This is a genomic window from Streptomyces sp. NPDC001514 (assembly GCF_053597075.1).
Genome location: NZ_JBSFHO010000008.1, coordinates 192,949 through 215,727 on the forward strand (window position 1 = coordinate 192,949; position 22,779 = coordinate 215,727).

General features: G+C 71.7%; 22 protein-coding genes. 4 read left to right on the plus strand and 18 right to left on the minus strand.

The window, feature by feature from the left end; translation table 11 throughout:
- Positions 1-9: 9 nt before the first annotated feature.
- The 3 genes from ACWCXB_RS11990 to leuA form a co-directional block, all read right to left on the minus strand.
- On the minus strand, positions 10-2,259 hold the full coding sequence (locus tag ACWCXB_RS11990; RefSeq protein WP_450721694.1) for an MMPL family transporter: 2,250 nt from the start codon (positions 2,257-2,259) through the stop codon (positions 10-12).
- Between the two features lie 211 nt (positions 2,260-2,470).
- The gene (locus tag ACWCXB_RS11995; protein WP_450721696.1) at positions 2,471-3,190 is read right to left on the minus strand and encodes a tellurite resistance TerB family protein; all 720 of its coding nucleotides are present in this window, start codon (positions 3,188-3,190) and stop codon (positions 2,471-2,473) included.
- Between the two features lie 158 nt (positions 3,191-3,348).
- Entirely contained in the window at positions 3,349-5,112 is a 1,764-nt protein-coding gene (leuA, locus tag ACWCXB_RS12000) for a 2-isopropylmalate synthase (protein ID WP_450721698.1), read from the minus strand.
- A gap of 318 nt (positions 5,113-5,430) precedes the next feature.
- On the opposite strand from leuA, the gene ACWCXB_RS12005 reads away from it, so the two are divergent.
- Both ACWCXB_RS12005 and ACWCXB_RS12010 read left to right on the plus strand, forming a co-directional pair.
- Positions 5,431-6,498 carry a M4 family metallopeptidase gene (locus tag ACWCXB_RS12005; RefSeq protein WP_450721700.1) on the plus strand — a complete coding sequence of 356 codons (1,068 nt, stop codon included), beginning with the start codon at positions 5,431-5,433 and terminating at the stop codon, positions 6,496-6,498.
- Between the two features lie 46 nt (positions 6,499-6,544).
- Positions 6,545-6,811, plus strand: a complete 267-nt coding sequence (locus ACWCXB_RS12010) for a protealysin inhibitor emfourin (RefSeq protein WP_450721702.1) — start codon at positions 6,545-6,547, stop codon at positions 6,809-6,811.
- A gap of 17 nt (positions 6,812-6,828) precedes the next feature.
- Here ACWCXB_RS12010 and era read toward each other — a convergent pair whose 3' ends face one another.
- The 9 genes from era to ACWCXB_RS12055 form a co-directional block, all read right to left on the minus strand.
- Entirely contained in the window at positions 6,829-7,776 is a 948-nt protein-coding gene (era, locus tag ACWCXB_RS12015; protein WP_450721704.1) for a GTPase Era, read from the minus strand.
- A gap of 96 nt (positions 7,777-7,872) precedes the next feature.
- The gene (locus ACWCXB_RS12020; protein WP_450721705.1) at positions 7,873-8,814 is read right to left on the minus strand and encodes a WxL protein peptidoglycan domain-containing protein; all 942 of its coding nucleotides are present in this window, start codon (positions 8,812-8,814) and stop codon (positions 7,873-7,875) included.
- 61 nt (positions 8,815-8,875) lie between these two features.
- A complete protein-coding gene (locus ACWCXB_RS12025; protein WP_450721707.1) occupies positions 8,876-10,225 on the minus strand; it encodes a beta-xylosidase in 1,350 nt (449 codons plus the stop codon).
- A 356-nt stretch (positions 10,226-10,581) separates the two neighbouring features.
- Positions 10,582-10,938 carry a cytidine deaminase gene (locus ACWCXB_RS12030; RefSeq protein WP_450721709.1) on the minus strand — a complete coding sequence of 119 codons (357 nt, stop codon included), beginning with the start codon at positions 10,936-10,938 and terminating at the stop codon, positions 10,582-10,584.
- A 47-nt stretch (positions 10,939-10,985) separates the two neighbouring features.
- Complete coding sequence (locus tag ACWCXB_RS12035) at positions 10,986-11,339, minus strand: MmcQ/YjbR family DNA-binding protein (protein ID WP_450721746.1); 354 nt, start codon at positions 11,337-11,339, stop codon at positions 10,986-10,988.
- A gap of 8 nt (positions 11,340-11,347) precedes the next feature.
- The gene (locus tag ACWCXB_RS12040) at positions 11,348-12,616 is read right to left on the minus strand and encodes a hemolysin family protein (protein WP_450721711.1); all 1,269 of its coding nucleotides are present in this window, start codon (positions 12,614-12,616) and stop codon (positions 11,348-11,350) included.
- Positions 12,613-13,110 (minus strand): rRNA maturation RNase YbeY, encoded by a 498-nt coding sequence (gene ybeY / locus ACWCXB_RS12045; protein WP_450721713.1) that lies wholly within the window; start codon positions 13,108-13,110, stop codon positions 12,613-12,615. Before ybeY ends, ACWCXB_RS12040 begins: the two co-directional genes overlap by 4 nt.
- 13 nt (positions 13,111-13,123) lie before the next feature.
- The gene (locus ACWCXB_RS12050; protein WP_450721715.1) at positions 13,124-14,149 is read right to left on the minus strand and encodes a PhoH family protein; all 1,026 of its coding nucleotides are present in this window, start codon (positions 14,147-14,149) and stop codon (positions 13,124-13,126) included.
- A 172-nt stretch (positions 14,150-14,321) separates the two neighbouring features.
- Positions 14,322-15,392, minus strand: coding sequence for a carbohydrate kinase family protein (locus ACWCXB_RS12055; protein ID WP_450721748.1), 1,071 nt, complete (start codon positions 15,390-15,392; stop codon positions 14,322-14,324).
- 374 nt (positions 15,393-15,766) lie between these two features.
- On the opposite strand from ACWCXB_RS12055, the gene ACWCXB_RS12060 reads away from it, so the two are divergent.
- Entirely contained in the window at positions 15,767-17,116 is a 1,350-nt protein-coding gene (locus ACWCXB_RS12060; RefSeq protein WP_450721716.1) for an MFS transporter, read from the plus strand.
- A gap of 38 nt (positions 17,117-17,154) precedes the next feature.
- Here the strand turns inward: ACWCXB_RS12060 and ACWCXB_RS12065 are convergent, their stop codons facing one another.
- The 4 genes from ACWCXB_RS12065 to ACWCXB_RS12080 form a co-directional block, all read right to left on the minus strand.
- Positions 17,155-18,153 (minus strand): adenosine deaminase, encoded by a 999-nt coding sequence (locus ACWCXB_RS12065; protein WP_450721750.1) that lies wholly within the window; start codon positions 18,151-18,153, stop codon positions 17,155-17,157.
- Between the two features lie 19 nt (positions 18,154-18,172).
- Positions 18,173-19,081, minus strand: a complete 909-nt coding sequence (locus tag ACWCXB_RS12070; RefSeq protein WP_450721718.1) for a ribonuclease Z — start codon at positions 19,079-19,081, stop codon at positions 18,173-18,175.
- 14 nt (positions 19,082-19,095) lie between these two features.
- Positions 19,096-19,455: a histidine triad nucleotide-binding protein gene (locus ACWCXB_RS12075; RefSeq protein WP_450721720.1), complete on the minus strand. Its 360-nt coding sequence runs from the start codon at positions 19,453-19,455 to the stop codon at positions 19,096-19,098.
- A gap of 83 nt (positions 19,456-19,538) precedes the next feature.
- Positions 19,539-20,033: a hypothetical protein gene (locus ACWCXB_RS12080; protein ID WP_450721722.1), complete on the minus strand. Its 495-nt coding sequence runs from the start codon at positions 20,031-20,033 to the stop codon at positions 19,539-19,541.
- Positions 20,034-20,108: 75 nt separating this feature from the next.
- Here ACWCXB_RS12080 and ACWCXB_RS12085 point away from each other — a divergent pair, with 75 nt between their 5' ends.
- Positions 20,109-20,498, plus strand: coding sequence for a hypothetical protein (locus tag ACWCXB_RS12085; RefSeq protein WP_450721724.1), 390 nt, complete (start codon positions 20,109-20,111; stop codon positions 20,496-20,498).
- Here ACWCXB_RS12085 and ACWCXB_RS12090 read toward each other — a convergent pair.
- Complete coding sequence (locus ACWCXB_RS12090) at positions 20,469-21,200, minus strand: 16S rRNA (uracil(1498)-N(3))-methyltransferase (RefSeq protein ID WP_450721726.1); 732 nt, start codon at positions 21,198-21,200, stop codon at positions 20,469-20,471. The genes ACWCXB_RS12085 and ACWCXB_RS12090 overlap by 30 nt on opposite strands.
- Entirely contained in the window at positions 21,197-22,270 is a 1,074-nt protein-coding gene (locus tag ACWCXB_RS12095; protein ID WP_450721728.1) for a nitronate monooxygenase, read from the minus strand. The genes ACWCXB_RS12090 and ACWCXB_RS12095 overlap by 4 nt, the downstream gene beginning before the upstream one ends.
- Positions 22,271-22,779 lie beyond the last annotated feature (509 nt).

Below are 22,779 nucleotides of genomic sequence, written 5' to 3' on the forward strand. Positions count from 1 at the left end.
TTCACTCGTTCATCCTCCGGTACGGGCCCGGCCCTCGGTCACAGGGGTCACGGGGGTCACGGGGGTGACGGCGGTCGCGGGCGTCACGGCGGTCGCGCGGGTCACGGCGTTCGCACCGGCCTTGCCGAGCCGTCCCGGCCACCAGACCCGGCGGCTGAGCAGCAGGCTCGCGCTCGTCACCAGGTAGGTCCGTACGAGGAAGGTGTCCAGCAGCACCCCCACCGCGACGACGAAGCCCATCTCGACCAGCGGGACCAGCGGGAGGTTCATCAGGACTGCGAAGGTGGCCGCCAGCACGATGCCCGCGGAGGCAATGACTCCACCGGTCGTGCGCAGTGCGGTCAGTGCGGCTGTCCGGGGTTCGGCGCCGGACAGGGCTTCCTCGCGCATCCGGTGCATCAGGAAGATGCCGTAGTCGACGCCGAGTGCGACGAGGAAGACGAAGGAGAGCAGCGGCAGTCCGGGGTCGACGCCCGCGAAGCCGAAGAGCGGTTCGAAGACGAGCCCGCCGAGGCCCATGGCAGCGCCCCATACGGCGACGACCGCGACGATGAGCATGAGGGGGGCGACGAGGCTGCGCAGCAGGGCGACGAGGATGAGCAGGACCGCTGCGAGCACGAGCGGGATGACGATGATCCGGTCGCGGCTGTTGGTCTCCTCCAGGTCGAGCTGCTGGGCGCTCACCCCGCCGACGTATGCGCCGTACGGGCCGTCGAGGCCCGCGCGCAGCGCGTTGATGGTGGCGGTCTCGCCCTCGGTCTCGGGTGCGTCCTTCGCGAAGACGGAGAGTTCGGTCCAGCCTCCCCCATGGCCCTTCGGGCCTGGGGGGACCCCCATTCGCTCCGCTCCCGTGCGTCCTCGTTCGGCCGCCGCCACTCCGTCGGTGGCGCGGACCTCGGCGAGCACCCGTTCGGCGGTGGCCGCAGGGGCGACGACGCTGATGGGCTGGGCGCTGCGCTCGGGGTAGGCGGCGGCCAGGGTCTGCATCGCGGAGACGGACTCGGGCCGTTCGGTGAAGCTGTCCTCGTTCTTGAGGGTGCCGGGCAGATTCAGCGCGCCGAGCGCGAGCGCGCCGAGCAGCACCGTTCCGGAGGTGAGGACGGCGACCGGGCGGCGGGCGGCGGAGCTGCCCATGGCGGCGAACAGGCTGCGGCGCTGCTCGGCCTCGCTCCCGTACCGGGGGACGATCGGCCAGAAGACCCTGCGCCCCAGCAGGACGAGGAGGGCGGGCAGCAGGGTCAGCATGGCGGCCAGCGCGCACACCACGCCCACCGCCCCGACGGGGCCGAGCCCGCGCGCGCTGTTGAGGTCGGCGGCGAGCAGGCACAGCAGGCCCGCGGCGACGGTCCCCGAGGAGGCGAGTACGGCGGGCCCGCAGCCGCGCAGGGCCGCGCGCATCGCGTCGTACGGCTGCGGGACGCGCCGCAGTTCCTCGCGGTAGCGGGCGACGAGCAGCAGTGCGTAGTCGGTGCCCGCGCCGAAGACGAGGACGGTCATGATGCCGGCGCTCTGGCTGGTGACCGTGATGTCGAAGCCCTGGGCGAGGCCGTAGATCACGGCCCTGGTGGTGAGGGCGGCGACGCCGACGACGAGCAGCGGGACGAGCCACAGGAACGGGCTGCGGTAGGTGAGTATCAGCAGGACGGCGACGACGAGGACGGTCGCGATCATCAGGGTGCCGTCGATGGTCTCGAAGACGGCCTCCATGTCGGTCTGAAGGGCGCTCGGTCCGCCGACCTCGACGGTCAGCCCGTCGCTCGGTCCGCCGCCGGCGGACACCTCGGCGCGTACGTCCTCGACGAAGGCGGCCCGTGCCTTCTCGTCGTTTCCGGGTTCGGTCGACGACACGGGGAACATGAGGGTGGTGCCGTCCTTCGACGGGATGCCCCTGGGCTCGTCCGTGAGGTCGTGCGCCGCGGCGATCCCTGCGGCCTGGCCGGTGGCGGTCGTCCGGTCGGAGGCGGTCAGTCCGCTGTCGCGGTGGTAGACGAGGACGAGTTGGGTGGCCTCGCCGCCCGGCAGCTCCTGCTGGATCTTGGCGACCTGGGTGGAGTCGGCGCCCGCGGGCAGGTAGTCCACGATGTTGTCGCGCTGTACGTCGGCGAGCTTGCCGGCGAAGGGCGCGGCGACGGCGAGGACCGCGATCCACAGGGCGAGCACCGCCCAGGGCAGTGCGGCACGGCCCGTGCGCCGCTTCCCGGGGCCGGTGCCGGGCGGGGCGGCCGGTACGGCGTCGTACGAGGTGGTCGGGGCCCCCATCTCGGGCCTCCCTCCGGCTGGGTGTCTGGACGGATCCAGACTCCCGCCGCGACAGGGCCGATTCGTCGGGCCGCAGGGCGAGTTCGGGGGTACTGCGCGGGGTGGCATGCGCGGGCGGTTACTCCCCGGGGAGTAGCGGGACGGTGTCCCGGTACTCCCCTGGTAGCTGCTGGCTTCGCCCCACCGCGCCGGGTCGGGGCGGCGCTCCCCGTTACGACGACGGCGTGCGCGCGGTCGCGAGCAGTCGCGTGGTGTCGTCCGCGCACAGCTGCAGTGCGTTGCCCACGGTCGTCAGCACGTCGCGCTCGGCCGTGCTGTACGGCCCGTCCGCGAGGGCGATCCGGGCGCCCTGGAGCAGGATCGATTCGCGGCCGGCCGGGGCGAGATGCGGGGCGAGGGGCTCGAGGGCCTCGTGGAGTTCGATGGCGAGGGCGGCGCCGCACGGTCCCTCGTCGGTGACGAAGCGGCCGGTGTCGGCGGCGAGCGCCTCGATCATCGTGGTCAGCTGGTCCTCGGTGCAGTCGACGATCCCCGCGGCGCGGACCGTGGCGACGGCGGTCTCCCTGACCGTACGCGACGAGGTGCCGCCGGCCGCGAGGACGGCGAGGGCGACCGTGTGGACGGCGTCGCGGAGCATCGCGGAGAAGCGTGCGGTCGTCGGGTGGTCGAGGGCGTCCGTGCCGAAGTGGGCGTGGCAGGCGGCGCATTCGAGCACCGGGCCCGCGAAGCCGCGCGGGAGGACGGGGATGCCGAGGACGGTGAAGCGGCGGCGGCCGGTGCGGCGGCGGTAGTTGCGGTCTCCTCCGCATGCGGAGCAGAAGAACTCGCCGTCGCCGATGGTGGTCCAGGACGTGCGCATGCCGAAGACACGAATGAGACGAATGCCGTTGATGCTGAGTTTTCGGCCACGTTGTCCTCGGGCTGGCAGCACGTCGCACCTCCGTCATGCTCCGGCAACATTGCCGCATTGACGTGATGTTAGCCACACCGATGATGTGGCGTCAGCACCCGGGCGCGAGATCGCCGGGACATGGCCGAACCCCGCCCCATGGCTGGGGCGGGGTTCGGGGGAGGTACCGGCGGGCGGTACTAGCGGGCCGCGCGGTTGACGGCGGAGACGACCGCCTTCAGCGACGCACGCGTGGTGTTCGCGTCGATGCCGATGCCCCACAGGACCTTTCCGTCGATGGCGCATTCGATGTAGGAGGCAGCCTGCGCGGAGGCGCCCTCGCTCATCGTGTGCTCCTGGTAGTCCAGCAGGCGGGCATCCACGTCGATCGCCGCCAGGGCGTCGAAGAACGCGGAGATCGGACCGTTGCCGGAGCCGGTCAGGACGGTGTCGACACCGTCGACGACCGCCTCGACGGACAGCGTGTCCGTGCCGTCCTTGTCGGTGGTCGCCTGGCCGGTGCGCAGCTGGATCCGGCCCCACGGATTGTCCGGGTTGGGCAGGTACTCGTCCTGGAAGACCGACCAGATCTCCTTCGGCGTGACCTCGCCGCCCTCGGCGTCGGTCTTGGCCTGAATGATGCGGGAGAACTCGATCTGCATGCGGCGCGGCAGGTCCAGCTTGTGGTCGTTCTTCAGGACGTACGCGATACCGCCCTTGCCGGACTGCGAGTTGACGCGGATGACCGCCTCGTAGGAGCGGCCGACGTCCTTCGGGTCGATCGGCAGGTACGGAACCGCCCACTCGATGTCGTCCACGGTCTTGCCCCGGGCGGCCGCGTCGGCCTCCATGGCGTCGAAGCCCTTCTTGATGGCGTCCTGGTGGGAGCCGGAGAAGGCGGTGTAGACCAGGTCGCCCGCGTAGGGGTGGCGCGGGTGGACCTCCATCTGGTTGCAGTACTCGCTCGTGCGGCGGATCTCGTCGATCTGCGAGAAGTCGATCTGCGGGTCGACGCCCTGTGAGAACAGGTTCATGCCCAGGGTGACCAGGTCGACGTTGCCGGTCCGCTCGCCCTGCCCGAACAGGCAGCCCTCGATACGGTCGGCGCCCGCCATGATGGCCAGCTCGGCGGCGGCGACGGCGGTGCCGCGGTCGTTGTGCGGGTGGACGGACAGGCACACGTACTCGCGCCGGGTCAGGTTCCGCGACATCCACTCGAAGCGGTCCGCGTGCGTGGACGGCGTCGAACGCTCCACGGTGGCGGGCAGGTTCAGGATGATCTCGCGGCCGGGACCGGGCTGCCAGACGTCGCAGACGGCCTCGCAGACCTCCAGGGCGAAGTCCAGCTCGGTGTCGGTGAAGATCTCGGGGCTGTACTGGTAGCCGAAGACCGTCTCGTCGCCCAGCAGCTTGTCCGCGTACTCCATCACCAGGCGGGTGCCGTCGACGGCGATCTGCTTGATGTCGTCCTTGGAGCCGCGGAAGACGACCCGGCGGAAGACGGGGGCCGTCGCGTTGTAGAGGTGGACGGTGGCGCGCTTGGCGCCGACGATCGACTCGACGGTGCGCTCGATCAGGTCCTCGCGGGCCTGGGTCAGGACGGAGATGGTCACGTCGTCGGGGATCGCGCCCTCTTCGATGATCGACCGTACGAAGGCGAAGTCCGTCTCGCCCGAGGACGGGAAGCCGACCTCGATCTCCTTGTAGCCCATGCGGACCAGCAGGTCGAACATCTCGCGCTTGCGGGCCGGCGACATGGGGTCGATCAGGGCCTGGTTGCCGTCGCGCAGGTCCGTGGACAGCCAGCGCGGCGCCTTGGTGATCCGCTTCTCGGGCCAGGTGCGGTCCGGGATCTGCACGGCCTCGTACTGGCCGTACTTGTGGATCGGCATGCCGGAGGGCTTCTGGGTGTGCGTCGTGTTGGTGATCGGGGTGGGACGGCCGATCCACTGCGACTGAGACATTGCGTAGGGCTCCTCGGGGTCCTGCACGGGGGACGGCCGACTGTCGAAGCAGCACCAGACTCCGCGGGGAGGGGGTCGGCCTACGACTACAGGCCCTCGCCGCGGCAGCTAAGGAGAAGCAGCCCGAAACGCATGATGCGGACGAGCCTAGCTGAGCCTGGGCGTGAGCGCCGGTCCTGTTTCAGTATGCGGGACGACCGATCAGTAACGGGAAAATAACGGCTAAATGTGACGTATCACCCCACTCGGTGATCAATGCAGCACTAATCATGGTCGCAGCTAGTGACAGTGTCATGACCCAGTGCCACATTGCCAAGCATGGATTCCTCCACGACACCGGCCCTGTCCCCTGTCTTCTGCGGCATCGTGCCGCCGCACCTCCTGGACAAGCTCGCCCGCTCGGACGACCCGGCGATCTCCGCGGCCGCCCGCCGCACCCTGGTCGCGGACGCCGCACAGCGCACCAGCCGCCGTCTGACCACCGTCATCGGCGCCCCCGCCCCGACCGAGGCCGTCGTGGACGGACCGCAGCGGACCGTGTACGACGCCGGGCACGGCACCGCCCTCCCCGGCACGAAGGTCCGCGCCGAGGGCGACGAGCCGGGCCGGGACGCGACCGTCAACCGCGCGTACGCCGGCCTCGGCGCGACCTTCGAGCTGCTGCTCTCCGCGTACGGGCGGAACTCGATCGACGGTGAGGGCCTGCCTCTGATCGCGTCCGTCCACTACGACGAGAACTACGGAAACGCGTTCTGGAACGGCGAGCAGATGGTGTTCGGCGACGGTGACGGCGAGATCTTCCTCGACTTCACCGTGCCGGTCGACGTCATCGCGCACGAGCTGGCCCACGGCCTCACGCAGTACACGGCGAATCTGACGTACTTCGGCCAGCCGGGCGCGCTCAACGAATCCGTCTCGGACGTCTTCGGCTCGCTGGTCAAGCAGTACACCCTCGACCAGACCGCCGACGAGGCCGACTGGCTGATCGGCGCCGGCCTGCTCGCCCCACGGGTGACGGGCGTGGCGCTGCGGTCGATGAAGGAGCCGGGCTCGGCGTACGACGACGACGTGCTCGGCAAGGACCCGCAGCCCGGGACGATGGACGACTACGTCCGTACGGGACGGGACAACGGGGGCGTGCACATCAACTCCGGCATCCCCAACCGCGCCTTCTGTCTGCTGGCCACCCAGCTCGGCGGCAAGGCGTGGGAGCGGGCGGGGCAGATCTGGTACGACGTGATGGTCTCGGGGACCCTGGAGGTCGACGCGTCCTTCACCGACTTCGCCAGGGCCACGGTCGCGGCGGCGGCGGAGCGTTACGGGGAGGGTGAGGAGCACGAGGCGGTGCTCAAGGCCTGGTCGCAGGTCGGCGTACCGGCCAACTGAGGCGCCGGCGGAGGCGGATCCGGTCGAGACGCGCTAGACAGGACCCATGCGTATTCAAGTGCGACGCACGGGTGGTTTCGCCGGGATCGAGCGGGTCGCCGAGGTGGACACCTCGGGTCGGCCCGATGCCCATGAGTGGCATGCCCTGGCCGAGGAGGCCGTACGCGACGGCCGGGGCACGCCACCCGTCGGGGTCCCCGACGGATTCCAGTACCAGCTCACCGTGGACGGGAAGACGGTCTACTGCGCGGATCCGCGGCTCACGGAGCCGCAGACCAAGCTGATCTCGATGGTCCTGAAGGAAGGGGCCTAGGACGACCCGGGCCGCCCTCAGAAACCGAGCTTGCGCAGCTGCTTCGGATCCCGCTGCCAGTCCTTCGCCACCTTCACATGAAGGTCCAGGAAGACCGGCGTGCCCAGGAGCGCCTCGATGTGCTTGCGGGACTTGATGCCGACCTCCTTGAGGCGGCTGCCCTTCGGGCCGATGATGATGCCCTTCTGGCTCGGGCGCTCGATGTAGACGTTCGCGTGGATGTCCAGGAGCGGCTTGTCCGCCGGGCGGTCCTCGCGGGGGAGCATCTCCTCGACGACCACCGCGATCGAGTGCGGCAGCTCGTCCCGTACGCCCTCGAGCGCGGCCTCGCGGATCAGCTCCGCGACCATGACCTGCTCGGGCTCGTCGGTGAGATCGCCCTCCGGGTAGAGCGGGGGGCTCTCCGGCATGAGCGGGACGAGGAGGTCGCCCAGCAGGGCGACCTGCTTGTCGCCGACCGCCGACACGGGAACGATCTCCGCCCACTCGAGGCCGAGCTCCTGGCCGAGGCGGTCGATGGCGATCAGCTGCTCCGCGAGCGTCTTGGAGTCGACCAGGTCGGTCTTCGTCACGATCGCGACCTTCGGGGTCTTCTTGATCCCGGCCAGTTCCTTGGCGATGAAACGATCCCCCGGACCGATCTTCTCGTTCGCCGGCAGACAGAAGCCGATCACGTCGACCTCGGCCCAGGTGGTCCGTACGACGTCGTTGAGCCGCTCGCCGAGCAGCGTGCGCGGCTTGTGCAGACCGGGCGTGTCGACCAGCACGAGCTGGGCGTTCAGGTCCGGGCGGTGCACGATGCCGCGGACGGTGTGGCGGGTGGTCTGCGGCCGGTTGGAGGTGATGGCCACCTTCTGGCCGACCAGAGCATTCGTGAGGGTGGACTTGCCCGCGTTGGGGCGGCCGACGAAACAGGCGAAGCCGGCGCGGTGCGGGGCCTCGGATCCAGGGGTGTGAACGCTCATGCGGGCCATTCTCCCCGATCCGCGGCGCCCTCACGTACCGCGTACCCCTGCCGGGCGGGACCTCACGTACCGCGCACCCCTGCCGGTCCGACGCCGTCACGTGCCGCGCACTCTCCGGTGCCGTACCCGCAGCCATGTCCCCGCGCCCGCGGCCGCCGCCAGCAGCAGGGCCGTGACCAGCCACGGAAGGGCGAAGAAGGACACCGCCGCGGACTCGCGCACGTCACGCGCGCTCGCGGTCAGCGTGACCTCGCCCCAGTCGAGCTGCGGCGCTCCCGCCCACCTCTCGGTCAGCCGGATCTTCTGGCGCGGCAGCAGTTCGCCGGGGACCTTCGTCAGATCGCGGGCCAGGAGCGTACGGCCGAAGAGGCCCTCGGCGCGGAGGGCGACCCTGGGGTTGAGGGTGACGTTGCCGCGGTTGTGGAGCGTGTACGAGATGAGCGCGCTGCTCTCGCCGGTGCCCGGGACCAGCGGCCGGTCCGGGGTGTACCGGACGTCCTCGACCGACAGCGCGGCCATCGTCGGGCCGTTCACCCGCACGTAGATCCGGGCGCCGACGGCCCGCTGGATGCCGACCGCGACCGCTTCCCCGGACCCGGCGGCGACGCGTTCGTCGAGGGCGACGACGGCACCGGGGTGGTCGCCGGGCTCGGCGGTCCCGGGCACGGTGAGGGTGTACGGAACGGTGACCGAGGAGTGCGCGGGGACGGTGACCCGGTCGCGTTCCGGTTTCGCCCAGGCGCCGACGCCGCGCTGGGGCTCGCTGCGGGTGCGTACGGCGAAGCCTCCGTCGCGTTCGGTGTTGTACGCGTCGGCGGCGTACAGCCGGAAGGTCAGCGGGGCCCCGGTCTTGTTCGTCACGGTGACCCGGTCGGTGAGCGCGGTGCCGGGAGCGGCGGAGAGGTAGAAGTACGGGCGGCTGCCGGGCCCGAAGGCGGCGGGTTCGACGGACCACTCGCCGTTGTCGGCGGCGTGGGCGCCCGGGGCGCTGTACAGGAGCGCGGTCAGGGCGAGGAGCAGTGCGGACGGCTTTCGCACGGGTGCGGAACCCCCGGGGTCGGGGCGGGCCGACCGGGTGCGCGCCCGGCCCGCCTGGTGGTCACGTGAGCGTCAGGGTGAGTACGGCTGCGTACGTGCCGGGGGCCGTGAACGCCGGGACGTCCAGCGACACCTTCGCGCCCGCGGTGAACTCACCGCCGGTGAACGCTCCGTCGGGGGTGGACGCCAGGGTCGCGCCGGCGCTGCCGACGACGCCCGCGGAGCCCGCCGCGCAGGTGCTGGGGCTGCCCGCCTTGGTGGTGCAGGACGGGGTCCAGGAGAGCTTGCCCGCATCGATCTTCCCGCCGGGTCCGGTGAAGTCGGTGACCCTGCCGGTCAGAGACCAGCCCGCGGGGCCGCCGCGGAAGTCCTTGACCGTCACCGCGTTCAGGTCTCCGGTGGCGGCGCCGCCCCGGCCGAAGTCGACGGACGTCAGCTGGACGGAGTCCCCGGCCTGGGTCATGGACAGGGTGCCCGCCTTGACCGAGGAGTCGAGCTGCTGGCTGAGCGGGGGCACGTCGCCGACGAGGGTGTACGCGGCCGGACCGGCGCCCTTCGCCGGATCCCAGCTCTCGCCCTCGAACGCGACGATGCCGGCGGTCGCCGGATCGTTGATCGCCGGCCGGAAGATGAAGGTGCCCGTGGCGGTCGCCTTGGCGGTGATCCTGTCGGCGGTCGGCGCGGAGCCGTTCCAGCCGGCCACGGTGACATCGGCGTTCGGGGTGAACCTGGCGCCGGTGACGGTCACCCGGTCGCCGGGCTTCCCGGAGGCCGCGCCGAGCGTGATGCTGCGCTCGTTGACCGGACCGCCCTCGTCCGTCGCGATGATCGTCTGGGAGACGGGGGCGGGCGGGTTCGTCACCGTACAGGGGGTGTCCAGCTCCATGATGTAGCTGGTGTGGATGTTGTAGTCGCCCGGCGAGAGGGTGATCGAGCCGGGCGCGGTGATCGTGAAGGTCCCGGTCATGGAGAACGGCGGGAACGCGCCCTTGCCCGGCACCGGCGGGTTCTTCTTGGGGCCGGTGACGGTGACGCTGCCGCTCTGGGCGCCGCCGAGGGCGACCTTGCCGCTGGGCGTCATGATGTCGGCGGGGAGCGCGAGGTCGACGGGGTTGCTCGCGGCGGGTTTCGTCACCGTGTAGGTGACGGTGACCGTGTCGCCGACCTTGGGTGCCGCGTTGTCGACGGTGATCTCGGCGGTGGTGGTGCCGTCGATCGGCGGGATACCGGCGATGGGTGGCGGCACGCAGTGCGTGGGAAAGTCCACCGCCACGGACGCCGTCGCCCTGGCGACGGCCGGCGGTGCCAGTACCCCGGCCCCGGTGACCGCGAGCGCGGTCACCCCCAGAGCTGCCGCCCAGCGGCGTCTTCGGCCGGCAGATCTTCGGTTCGGTGGACCCGAGATGGCCATGGTTGCCCCTCCAGAGGGTGTGGGTGCAGCGGCTCTTGCGGTACTTCCGCACCTACGGGGGGCCATTGACGACCGGTGGGCAGAAGAAGTCAATGGAATCGAAATGTCCCAACTGATGGGTCATCAGATACTGTCAACTTCCCGCATCTGCGGGATGATCGGTACTCACCGGACGACAGAAATGCCGGAGGGCCGCTGCCGCCGATCGATGCGGCGACAGCGACCGTTGTGCGTCCGGCCGCATCAGTCGGCGACGGGGCGCGTCCCGGCCGGCGCGTTCATCGGCCTCGGCCGGCGCGTTCGTCCGCCTCGGCCGCCGGCCGGGACCGCGAGCCGTCAGGTGGCCTGGGGCGGGCTCAGTTTCCGGCCGGGACCATGAGACGCAGCGTTCCGTCCGGGCCCGCCAGCAGGACGGGGGTCTCCGGGCCGCCCAGGTCGCGCACCGCAGCGCGGTCCGCGTCCGCCGCGGCCTCGGCCTCGGTCACCACGGCCGCGGCCTCCAGGGATTTCGCACCGCTCGCCACCGCCATCGCGACCGCGGTCTGCAGCGCGCTGAGCTTCAGCGACTCCAGCGCCACGGTCCCCGCGACGTACGTACGCCCGGTCTCGTCCCGTACCGCCGCGCCCTCGGGCACACCGTTGCGGGCGCGTGCGCTGCGGGCCAGCGTGATGATCTTGCGGTCCTCGGGGCCAAGCTCGGTGCTCTCAGTCATGTGGCGAGCATAGGACGGGGGTCGTCGGCCGGCAGGCAGGCCCCGTCTCAGGGCCGGTCCAGGCGGAGCCGCTCCGCCTTGGGGAGGCCCGCGACGACGAGGTCGTAGGAGTCCTCGATGAGCTCGCGGACCATACGGGCCGGGAGCTCGCCCACCGTCACCGTGTTCCAGTGGCGCTTGTTGAGGTGGTATCCGGGGACGATCGCCGGATACTCGGCGCGCAGCCGGACCGCCTCGTCCGGATCGCACTTGAGCGCCACCGTCAGGGGGGCGGCGTCCAGGTCGGTGATGGCGAACATCTTCCCCGCGACCTTGAAGACCGAGTGCTCGGGCCCGAAGGGGAAGTCCTCCACCGCCGCGTTCTGCTCCAGGCAGACGGCCTTCAGCTGCTGAGGGGTCATCCGGCTGCTCACGCGGGCTCCACCAGGACCGTGACGATCTTGTTCCGGCGGCCGGCCGGCGACTCCGCGGTCAGCCGCAGGGAGCGGCCGTCCGGCAGCTCCACCACCGCGCTCGCGCCCGCGATCGGGACGCGCCCGAGGGACTTGGCGAGCAGGCCGCCGACGGTCTCGACGTCCTCGTCGTCGAACTCGTCGAGACCGAACAGCTCACCGAGGTCCCCGACGTCGAGCCGTGCGGTGACCCGGTAGCGCGCGTCGCCCAGCTCCTGCACGGGCGGCAGCTCCCGGTCGTACTCGTCGGTGATCTCGCCGACGATCTCCTCCAGGATGTCCTCGATCGTGACGATCCCGGCCGTGCCGCCGTACTCGTCGATGACGACCGCGACGTGGTTGCGCTCCTGCTGCATCTCGCGCAGCAGATCCCCCGCGTTCTTGGTGTCCGGCACGAAGGCCGCGGGCCGCATCGCCGTGGAGACCAGCTCGGCCTCCGCGTCCCGGTTGATGTGCGTCTTGCGGACGAGATCCTTCAGATAGACGATCCCCACGATGTCGTCCTCGTTCTCCCCGGTCACCGGGATCCGGGAGAAGCCCGAGCGCAGGGCAAGGGTGAGCGCCTGGCGGATCGTCTTGTAGCGCTCGATGCAGACCAGGTCCGTACGCGGAACCATGACTTCCCGCACGAGTGTGTCGCCGAGCTCGAAGACGGAGTGCACCATACGGCGCTCCTCGTCCTCGATCAGCGACTCCTGCTCGGCGAGGTCGACCATCGCGCGCAGCTCGGCCTCGCTCGCGAACGGGCCCTTGCGGAAGCCCTTGCCGGGCGTCAGCGCGTTGCCGATGAGGATCAGCAGCTGCGGGACCGGGCCCATGACACGCGCCAGCGGGAGCAGGACGTACGCCGCGGCCGTCGCCGTGTTCAGCGGGTGCTGGCGGCCGATGGTGCGCGGCGAGACCCCGACGGCGACGAAGGAGACGAGGACCATCACGGCGATGGCGACGGTCAGCGCCTCCCAGGTCTCGGAGAACTCCTGCAGACAGGCGTAGGTGACGAGGACCCCCGCCGCCATCTCACACGCGACCCGGACGAGCAGGGCCATGTTGAGATAGCGGGTGGGATCGGACGCCACCTGGACGAGCCGCTCCGCGCCGCGCCGCCCGGAGCGCAGCGCCTCCGCGGCGCGGAAGCTGGAGACGCGGGCGATGCCCGCCTCGGCGCACGCCGCCAGCCAGGCGACGACGACGAGCAGGACCGCACCGATGACCAGCTGGGCGCTCATGAAACGGTCGGCGCCGGGGACGGCCCGGTCAGGCCCTTCTCCGAGCGCCAGCCGTCGACGATCGCCGCCTGCAGGCCGAACATCTCGGCGCGCTCGTTCGGCTCCTCGTGGTCGTAGCCGAGGAGGTGCAGCACTCCATGGACGGTGAGGAGCTGGAGCTCCTCGTCCATGGAGTGCTGGGTCGGCGCCTCCTCGCCCTGCTTACGGGCGACCTCGGGACAGAGCACGATGTCGCCGAGGAGCCCCTGCGGGGGCTCCTCGTCGTCCTTGACCGGCGGGCGCAGCTCGTCCATCGGGAAGGACATGACGTCGGTCGGGCCCGGCAGGTCCATCCACTGGATGTGGAGCTGCTCCATGGCGGCCTCGTCCACGACGATCACCGAGAGCTCGGAGAGCGGGTGGATCCGCATCCGCGCGAGTGCGTAGCGGGCGATGTCGAGGATCGCCTGCTCGTCGACCTCGGTTCCTGACTCGTTGTTGACGTCGATCGACATGGTGCTGACCGGTTCACTTCCCGTTGATGCCGTTACGGCTGTCGTACTGCTCGTACGCGTCGACGATACGGCCGACGAGCTTGTGCCGGACGACATCCTGCGACGTCAGCATGGAGAAGTGCACATCCGGGACGCCGTCCAGGATCTCCCGGACCTGGCGCAGACCGCTCTTGGTGCTGCCGGGCAGGTCGACCTGGGTGATGTCACCGGTGACGACGATCTTCGAATCGAAGCCGAGACGCGTCAGGAACATCTTCATCTGTTCCGGATTCGTGTTCTGCGCCTCGTCGAGGATGATGAACGCATCGTTGAGCGTACGACCGCGCATGTACGCCAGCGGCGCGACCTCGATCGTGCCCGCGGCCATCAGGCGCGGGATCGAGTCGGGGTCGATCATGTCGTGCAGCGCGTCGTAGAGCGGCCGCAGATACGGGTCGATCTTCTCGTAGAGCGTGCCGGGCAGGAAGCCGAGCCGCTCGCCCGCCTCGACGGCCGGCCGGGTCAGGATGATCCGGTTGACCTGCTTGGACTGCAGCGCCTGGACCGCCTTGGCCATGGCCAGATACGTCTTTCCCGTACCGGCGGGGCCGATGCCGAAGACGACCGTGTGCTTGTCGATCGCGTCGACGTAGCGCTTCTGGTTGAGGGTCTTGGGCCGGATGGTGCGGCCCCGGCTGGAGAGGATGTTCTGCGTGAGGACTTCGGCCGGGGTCTCGTCCGGTCCGTTGCCGTTCTCGCTCGCCCGGAGCATGGCGATCGAGCGTTCCACTGCGTCCTCCGTCATCGGCTGTCCGGTGCGGAGCACCAGCATCATCTCGTCGAACAGGCGCTGGATCAGTGCGACTTCCGCCGCGTCGCCGACCGCGCTGACCTCATTGCCCCGGACATGGATGTCGGCCGCCGGGAAGGCCTTCTCGATCACGCGCAGCAGAGCGTCACCCGAACCGAGAACGGTCACCATCGGATGCTTGGCGGGGACGGTGAAGTGGGCTCGCGCCTGCCCCGGCGCTGGGGTCTGGGCTGTGGGTGTCTGAGTCATGGGCCGGCTCTCTGGCCTGCACATACCTCCCGTTGCAGGGTTCTCGCTGCTCGACAACCTCTGGAGTACCAAGCGTACGACCCCGCACTGACAGTCCCGAAGCCTTTTTCCGCACCCATCCGCGCCCGTGCGCCGTCGAGCGGGGGGACGGGGGCTCCCCGGGCACGCGGAGTCACGCGGAGCGGCGGAATCCGATCGTCGGGACCGCGCGCCGCAGCGGCCACGGGCGGCACGCCGCGGGCAGCAGCTCGCCCAGGAACCTGTACCGGGCCAGCGCCTGCGGGTCCTGGTCGGCGCACCCCTGCACCCGCTGCCACCAGGCAGCCACCTCCGACCAGCCGGGCGCGGAGAGCGACCCGCCGAACTCCTGCACCGACAGCGCGGCCGTCAGGCCGGCGAAGGCCAGCCGGTCGGCGAGCGGCCAGCCGGCGAGCGTGCCCGTGACGAAACCCGCCATGAAGACGTCGCCCGCGCCCGTCGGGTCCAGCGCCTCGACCTCGATCGCGGGCACCTCCGCGGTCTCGCCGGTGGCGCCGTCCACGGCGTACGCACCCTCCGCACCGAGCGTGACGACGGCGACCGGCACCTTCTCGGCCAGTGCGCGGGCGGCGGCGCGCGGGCAGTCGGTGCGGGTGTAGCGCATCGCCTCCTCGGCGTTGGGCAGGAACGCCTCGCACAGCTCCAGACCAGGGAGGGCGGCGAGGTCCCAGCGGCCGGTTTCGTCCCAGCCGACGTCGGCGAAGATCCGGGCGCCGCGGGCGGCCGCTTCGGCGATCCAGCCCTCGCGGCGGCCCGGTACGAGGGAGGCGACGGCGGCCCGTGCGCGGGGCGGCCCGGCCGGGACGGTGTTGCCCGGGTCCGCGGGGGGCGGGGCCTCGTGTCCGTGCGAGACCATCGTCCGCTCGCCCTCGTACGCCATGGAGACCGTGACCGGGGAGTGCCAGCCGGGGATGGTGCGGGACATCGAGAGGTCGATGCCCTCACCCTGTTCGAGCGCGTCCCAGCAGTACTCGCCGTAGTGGTCGTCGCCGAAGGCCGCGGCGAGGGACGTGTGCAGGCCGAGACGGGCGAGCGCGGTGGCCATGTTGGCGACGCCGCCGGGACTCGACCCCATACCGCGGGCCCAGGACTCGGTACCGCGGACGGGAGCGCTGTCGAGACCGGTGAAGACGATGTCGAGGAAGACCGTGCCGGTGAGGAAGACGTCGCACGCGGGGTCGCCGTCGCCGCGCACGGCGCTCAGCGGGTCGACGCGCTCGCCCGGCGGGAGGGCGCCGAAGTCCGGCGGGTGGGCACCGGGGACCAACGGGTGGGCACCGGGGGTGCGTTGCGGGTGTCCGTCGGGCGTGATCACGGTGGCTCCCGGAATGCGCGCAGAGCTGTGCGGAGCGGTACGGATCTGGCCAGTGTGCCTGATCCCCGGCCCTCGTCACGGGTTGCGGCGCAGAGAATTCGCGCACCTCTACCCCCGGGATTCCGGAGCAAACGGAATGTGTCCTGGCTCACGCCGTTCCCGCTTCTCCGGGGCCGGGCGCACTTGATACAAATTGGCGCGCGTTCCCGTGCAACACCGGGCGCTCCCCCCTTTTTCACCCCTCTCTGTTCCCGGGAACGCCCATGCCTTCGCGCCCGCGCGCCGCGTGGCCCCTGGTCGCCGTCTTCGCCGCCGGTTACCTCGCCTCCTACCTCCTGCCGACCGTTGTCGGCCGGCTCTCCGCCGGACTCGGTCTCAGCCCCGCCGAAGCCGGTGTCGTGGGCTCCACCCTCCTGTTCCATTCAGCTGTCGCCGGTTTCGTCCTGGCGTCGCGGGTCGAGCGGTACGGGCCGCGGCGGCTGTCCAGGCTCGGGCTGTTGCTGGCCCTCGGCGGGTACGGCTCCGCCGCGATGACCTCGTACGTGCCGCTGGTGGTCGCAGGCGCGGCGGTCGGCGGGCTCGGCTCGGGTACGGCGACGGCGGTCGCGGCGGCGGGGATCGCGGCGCAGCGCGATCCGCACCGGGCATCCTCTCTGGGGCTGCTGGCGGTGTCGGCGGCCGCCGGGGCGCTGTATCTGACGCTTCCGCGGCTGGGGGGCGGGCATGTGCTGCCGTTCGCGGCGCTGGCCGCGGCCGCGGTGGCGGTGTGGCCCGCGACCGGGCGGCTGGAGGCGGCCGGTGGCTCCGGCGCGGGCCGGGCCCCGGCCCAGGCCCCGGCGCCGGTGCCGGTCAGGTCGCGTGTGCCGCTGCCCAGGTTGCGTTCGGGCGTCGTGCTGGCGGGCGCGATGTTCTGCTGGTCGATGGCGCAGAACGCGCTGTGGGGCGTCAGCGGGCGGATCGGCACCACCCAGGCCGGGCTGAGCGAGGTCACCGTCGGCGCGGTCTTCGCGGTGGGCCTGGGCGCGGGGCTCGCGGGCGTCATCGGCGCCGGCGCGCTGGGTTCGCGGCTCGGCCGGGCGGTGCCCATCGGGGCCGGTACGGCGCTGATCGGCGCCTGCATCGTGGTCAGTTCGTCGGCGCGGGGCTTCCTGGGTTTCGCGGTCGGCGAGGTGGCGTGGAACGTCGTCTACCCGGTGGTCCTGTCGTATCTGATCGGCCTCGCCGCGTCACTGGACGCGCGCGGGCGGTGGGCGGTGCTGGTGGGCTCCGCGTCCTCGCTGGGGGTGGCGTGCGGGCCGGTGACCGGGAGTGTCCTCTCGGACCATGCGGGGTATCCGGGGATGGGCCTCGTGCTGTGCGCGCTGCTGCTGGCCGTGGCGGCGCCGATGACCGCGGTGGCCCTGCACACGTCGGGCCGGCCGCTGGTGCCGGGCGCGGTGCGCCGCCGCGGCGGCAACCCGGCGGCGGTGGTCGCGGGCGCCGCTCCGTCGGGCGCGCGCGTCCCGCAGATCGGCGCGCCGGAGCAGGCGGTCGCGGAGATCCCCGTGCCGGCACCCGTACGCGTCAGGCGCCGCCTCCTTCGCGACCGTTCGTCGAAGGCACTCGCGTCCTGACGCCGGTGGCGCGGGCCGCACCGGCCCGCGCACCGTTGTCAGTCCGCGTCGAAGTCGTACGACTCGACCTCTGCGAGGTACCTCTCGCGGCGCTGCTCGTCGTGGTCGAGGAACGCCGCGCGGAAGGAGTTGCGGGCCAGTTCGCGCAGCTGGTCCTGGCCGAGGGACAGGGCCTCGCGGACCGCGTGGAAGGTGTCGCCGACGTAGCCGCCGAAGTACGCGGGGTCGTCGGAGTTGACCGTCACGAGGAGTCCGGCGTCCATCATCGCGCGCAGAGGGTGGTCCTCCAGGGTGTCCACGGCGCGGAGGCGGACGTTCGACAGCGGGCACAGGGTGAGGGGGATCCGGTCGCGGGCGAGGCGTTCGACGAGCTCGGGGTCCTCCATGGCGCGCAGGCCGTGGTCGATGCGCTCGACGCCGAGGACGTCCAGGGCCTCCGCGATGTAGGCGGGCGGGCCCTCCTCGCCGGCGTGGGCGACCTTGCGCAGCCCCAGGGACTCGGCGGCGGCGTACACCTCGCGGAACTTGGCGGGCGGGTGGCCCACCTCGGCCGAGTCGAGGCCGATTCCGCTGATGTGGTGGAGGTACGGCTTCGCGGCGTCGAGGGTGGCCATCGCGGACTCGGCGGACTCGTCCCGCAGGAAGCACATGATCAGCTGCGTGGAGATGCCGTGCCGCTCCTCGCTGCGGTCCAGCGTGTGCGCGAGTCCCTCGATCACGCTGCCGATGGGGATGTCCCTGGCGGTGTGCGCCTGGGGATCGAAGAAGATCTCGGCGTGCCGTACTCCCTGGGCGGAGGCCCTGGCGAGGTAGGCGTCGGCGAGTTCGGCGAAGTCCTCCGGGGTGCGCAGGACCGCCATCAGGCCGTAGTAGAGGTCGAGGAAGGACTGCAGATCGCTGAAGAGGTACGCCTTGCGGATGTCCTCGGCGCCCGCGTACGGCAGGTCGACGCCGTTGCGCTCGGCGAGGGTGAAGGCGAGTTCGGGTTCGAGGGTGCCCTCGATGTGGAGGTGCAGTTCGGCCTTGGGGAGAGTCAGGAGTGACATCGGTGCTCGCTCAGAGGTCGCGTTTGGGTACGGGGACCCGGACGAGGTCCCGGGCCACGGAGAGTTCGCCGTCGAAGCCCGCGGCCCGGGCCTGGCGCTCGAACTCCTCGGGCTCGCTGTAGCGCTGGGAGAAGTGCGTCAGGACGAGGTGCCGTACGCCCGCGTCGCGCGCCACCCGCGCCGCCTGGCCCGCGGTGAGGTGACCGTGGTCGGTGGCGAGCTGGTGGTCGTCGTCGAGGAAGGTCGATTCGATGACGAGCATGTCGCAGCCCTCGGCCAGTTCGTACGCCCCGTCGCAGAGGCGTGTGTCCATGACGAAGGCGAAGCGCTGTCCGCGGCGGAGTTCGCTGACGTCTTCGAGTGTGACGCCGCCGAGTTGCCCTTCGCGCTGGATACGGCCCACGTCGGGGCCCTTGATGCCGTGCGCGGCGAGCCGTTCGGGCAGCATGCGGCGGCCGTCGGGTTCGGTGAGCCGGTAGCCGAAGGACTCGACGGGGTGGGAGAGGCGGCGGGCTTCGAGGGTGTAGGCGGGGGTGGTGGCGAGTACGCCGCCGGCAGCGACCGGGGCCTCGGTCAACAGGACCGATTCGCGGTAGGCGGTGGCGTACCGGAGGCGGTGGAAGAAGCGCTGTCCGCTCTTCGGGTAGTGGGCGGTGACCGGGTGCGGGACCTGGTCGAGGTTGATGCGCTGGATCACCCCGGCGAGGCCGAGGGAGTGGTCACCGTGGAAGTGGGTGACGCAGATCCGGTTGATGTCGTGCGCGGCCACGCCCGCCCGCAGCATCTGCCGCTGGGTGCCCTCACCCGGGTCGAAGAGGATGCCTTCGCCGTCCCAGCGGAGCAGGTAGCCGTTGTGGTTGCGGTGCCGGGTGGGGACCTGGCTGGCGGTGCCGAGCACGACCAGTTCTCGTACGGACATGGGTGACTCGGTGACTATCCGGGCGGCCAGTTGAAGCCGCGGCCGCCGAGGACGTGGAGGTGCGCGTGGAAGACGGTCTGGCCCGCGCCCGAACCGGTGTTGAAGACGACGCGGAAGCCGGTGGTGTCCACCTTGTCCTCGGCCGCGACCTCGGCCGCCTCGCGCAGTATGTCGGCAACGACGGTGGGCTCGGCCGCGGCGAGCGTGGCGGCGTCCGGGTAGTGCACCCTGGGGATGACGAGCACATGGGTCGGCGCCTGCGGGTTGATGTCGCGGAAGGCGACGGTCGTCTCGGACTCGCGAACGACGGTGGCCGGCACCTCCCCCGCGACGATCTTGCAGAACAGGCAGTCGGCTTGCGGTTCTCCCGCCATGGTCCGGGCCCCTTCACGACTCATGACTCCGACGATCAGTATGTGCGCATGCTATCGCCGCGGGGCTGGGCGGACGGGCACGGTCACTTGCCGGGAGCGCGGGTTTCCGTGACCGTCACCGTGACGGTGACCGTGGGGCGTGGGGTTCCGTCTCCGGGAGCAGGGGCGGGGGCGGGGCCGGTGGTGGCGGTGCAGTCGCCGAGGACATGGGCGCGGAAGACCGTGCGCGGGCCGGCCTTCGCGGTGAGGTCGCCGCGTACGCAGCGGCCGCCGAGCTCCTGGGTGACCGTGCCGGTGATGGTGATCTTCCTGCCGTCGCCGGTCTCCCCCTGGCAGTCGACGGTGGCGACGCTCTGTGGCGAAGGGGAGTTCGTGGCCCCGGAATTGAGCGTGCTCGTACAGCTGAGCCGGCGCACATCGACCCCGGCGCGCTCCAGCGCCCGGGTGCCGGTGGTGTCCGTCGTGTACGACACCGCCATCGTGCTCAGCCCGCCGGTGCCGGGCTCGCACGCCACGGCGCCGAGGGCCGCCGCGCCGGCGAGTCCGATCGCTGCCAGTACACGTGTGTACGCGCCCATACGCGGCAGCGTGCCACCGCCGCTGGGGCCGCGGTAGACCACTTGCGGCCACAACGCACCGCATACGGTGGGGGCATGAGACGCGAGCGCACGCCCCGACGGCTGACGGTGGGCCCGGAGGTCTGGCTCTGGTCGGTCGGGCATCTCCACCCGGAATGCCGCGAAATCCTGACCGTGCGCCGCGCCGACGCCCCGCACGCCCAGCTGCGGTTGGTGTTCCGTGGTGGCTCGGGCCGTTTCGTGGCCGACGCGTACTGGCGGTCCGGCCTGCTCGGCGACAGCCACGACAACACCCTCAACCTGCACGAGCCGGGTGTCGTCCGCCGGTTCCTCGACGAGGCCGGGGCGCGCGGGCTGCTGCCGACCGCGCACGGCGTCGCGGAGACCGACGGATGGCCCCTGTTCGATGCGCTGGTGGGGCGGGCGTTGGCCGGGTCAGGACCAGCGGCCGGTACGGCCCAGTAGCAGCGCGGACGCGGCCGTACCGGCGGTGGAGGTGCGCAGGACGCTCCGGCCGAGGCGGTACGGCTTCGCGCCCGCCTCGGCGAACGCGGCCAACTCCTCGGGGGACACGCCCCCTTCGGGTCCGACCACGAGCACGATGTCGCCGGTCGCGGGCAGCTCGGCAGTGGCCAGGGGCTCGGCGCCCTCCTCATGGAGGACGGCCGCGAAGTCGGCTTCGGCGAGAAGCTGCCCGACCTCTTTGGTCGTCGCCGCGTCCGTGACCTCCGGGAAGCGGAGGCGGCGGGACTGCTTGCCCGCCTCCCGGGCGGTGGCGCGCCACTTCGCGAGGGACTTGGCGCCGCGGTCGCCCTTCCACTGGGTGATGCAGCGGGCGGCGGCCCACGGCACGATCGCGTCGACGCCCGTCTCGGTCATGGTCTCGACGGCGAGTTCACCGCGGTCGCCCTTGGGGAGTGCCTGGACGACGGTGATACGGGGCGCGGGTGCGGGTTCCTCGCGCAGCTCGGAGACCGTGACCTCGAGGCGGTCCTTGCCCTCGACGGCGGCGACGGTGCCGAAGCCGCCGGTGCCGTGGCCGTCGGTCAGGACGATCCCCTCGCCGACGCGGAGGCGGCGTACGGAGACGGCGTGCCGGCCCTCGGGACCGTCGAGGACGACGGTCCCGGCGTGGACGTGGTCGACGAGGAAGACGGGGGCGGTCATGAGGCGTCCCGCAGGGCGAGGGCGGCGCTCGCGGCGTGCATCTCGGCGGCGAGGACCTCGACGAGCCGCCCGGCGGGCAGTTCGCGGGCCAGGCGGTGGCCCTGCCCGGCCCAGAGGGCCATTCCCTGCGGGTCGCCGGCCTTCGCAGCGGCCTTGCGCAGGCCGGAGGTGAGGTGGTGGACCTCGGGGTAGGCGGCGGGGGCGTACGGTCCGTGCTCGCTCATGAAACGGTTGACGAGCCCGCGGGCGGGACGGCCCGAGAAGGCGCGGGTCAGCTCCGTCCTGGTGAACAGCGGGTCGGTCAGCGCCTGCTTGTGCAGCGCGTTCGCGCCGGACTCGGGGCAGACGAGGAAGGCGGTGCCGAGCTGGGCGGCGTCGGCTCCGGCGGTGAGGGCGGCGGCGATCTGGCTGCCGCGCATGAGCCCGCCGGCGGCGATCATCGGGAGCTGCACGGACTCCCGGATCAGCGTGATCAGGGCGAGGAGCCCGATGCCGCTGCCGTCGGTCCCGGGGTCGTCACGGTGCGTGCCCTGGTGGCCGCCGGCCTCGATGCCCTGGACGCAGATGGCGTCGGCGCCCGCGGTCTGGGCGGCCTCGGCCTCCTCTGGCGTGGTGACGGTGACGACGGTGAACGTTCCGGCGCGCTTGAGGGCGGTCACGGCGTCCTGGGCGGGACAGCCGAAAGTGAACGACACGACGGGTACGGGGTCGTCGCGCAGGATGGCCAGCTTGGCGTCGTAGCCGTCGTCCCGGCCGGCCTCGGGGTCGCCGAGCGGAGTGTCGTACCAGCGCGCCTCACCGGCGAGCTGATGCCGGTACACATCGACGGTCGCCGGGTCGGCGTAGTGCGGCTGCGGCATGAAGAGGTTGACCCCGAAGGGGCGCCCGGTGAGCCCGCGCACCTGCTTGATCTCCTGGTACATGCCGTCCGCGGTCTTGTACCCCGCGGCGAGGAAACCGAGCCCGCCGGCCTCGCTCACGGCGGCGGCGAGCTGCGCGCAGGAGGCGCCGCCGGCCATGGGGGCCTGCACGATCGGGTAACGACAGAGATCGGTCAGCGCGGAGGACATGCCCGCATGGTGCCACGTCCCGCGGGCTCGGCCGAATCCCACCCTCCGCCGCGCGCCCGTGCGACACCGGTACGGCGCGGGCGCGCACCCACGCCCGCCTGGTCCCGGCACCCGACGGCCCACCGGGCCCGGCACCCGGCACCCGGCACCCGGCACCCGGGGGTTGTGCCCACCCTCCCCCGTAGCCCTTCGGGCATGGGGGTGCCCCCATTCGTTCGCTCGCCCTGCGAAACGCATGCCCACAACGGTTGGGGTTGCGGAAGGGCGGCACGGCAACGCGGGAGCCGGACCGCAACGGCTCGGGTTACGGGCGGGGCAGCACGGCCCGCAGAAGCCGGACCACAACAGCTCCGGTTACGGGCGGGGCAGCACGGCCCGCAGAAGCCGGACCACAACAGCTCCGGTTACGGGCGGGCAGCACGGCCCGCAGAAGCCGGACCACAACAGCTCCGGTTACGGGCGGGGCAGCACGGCCCGCAGAAGCCGGACCACAACAGCTCCGGTTACGG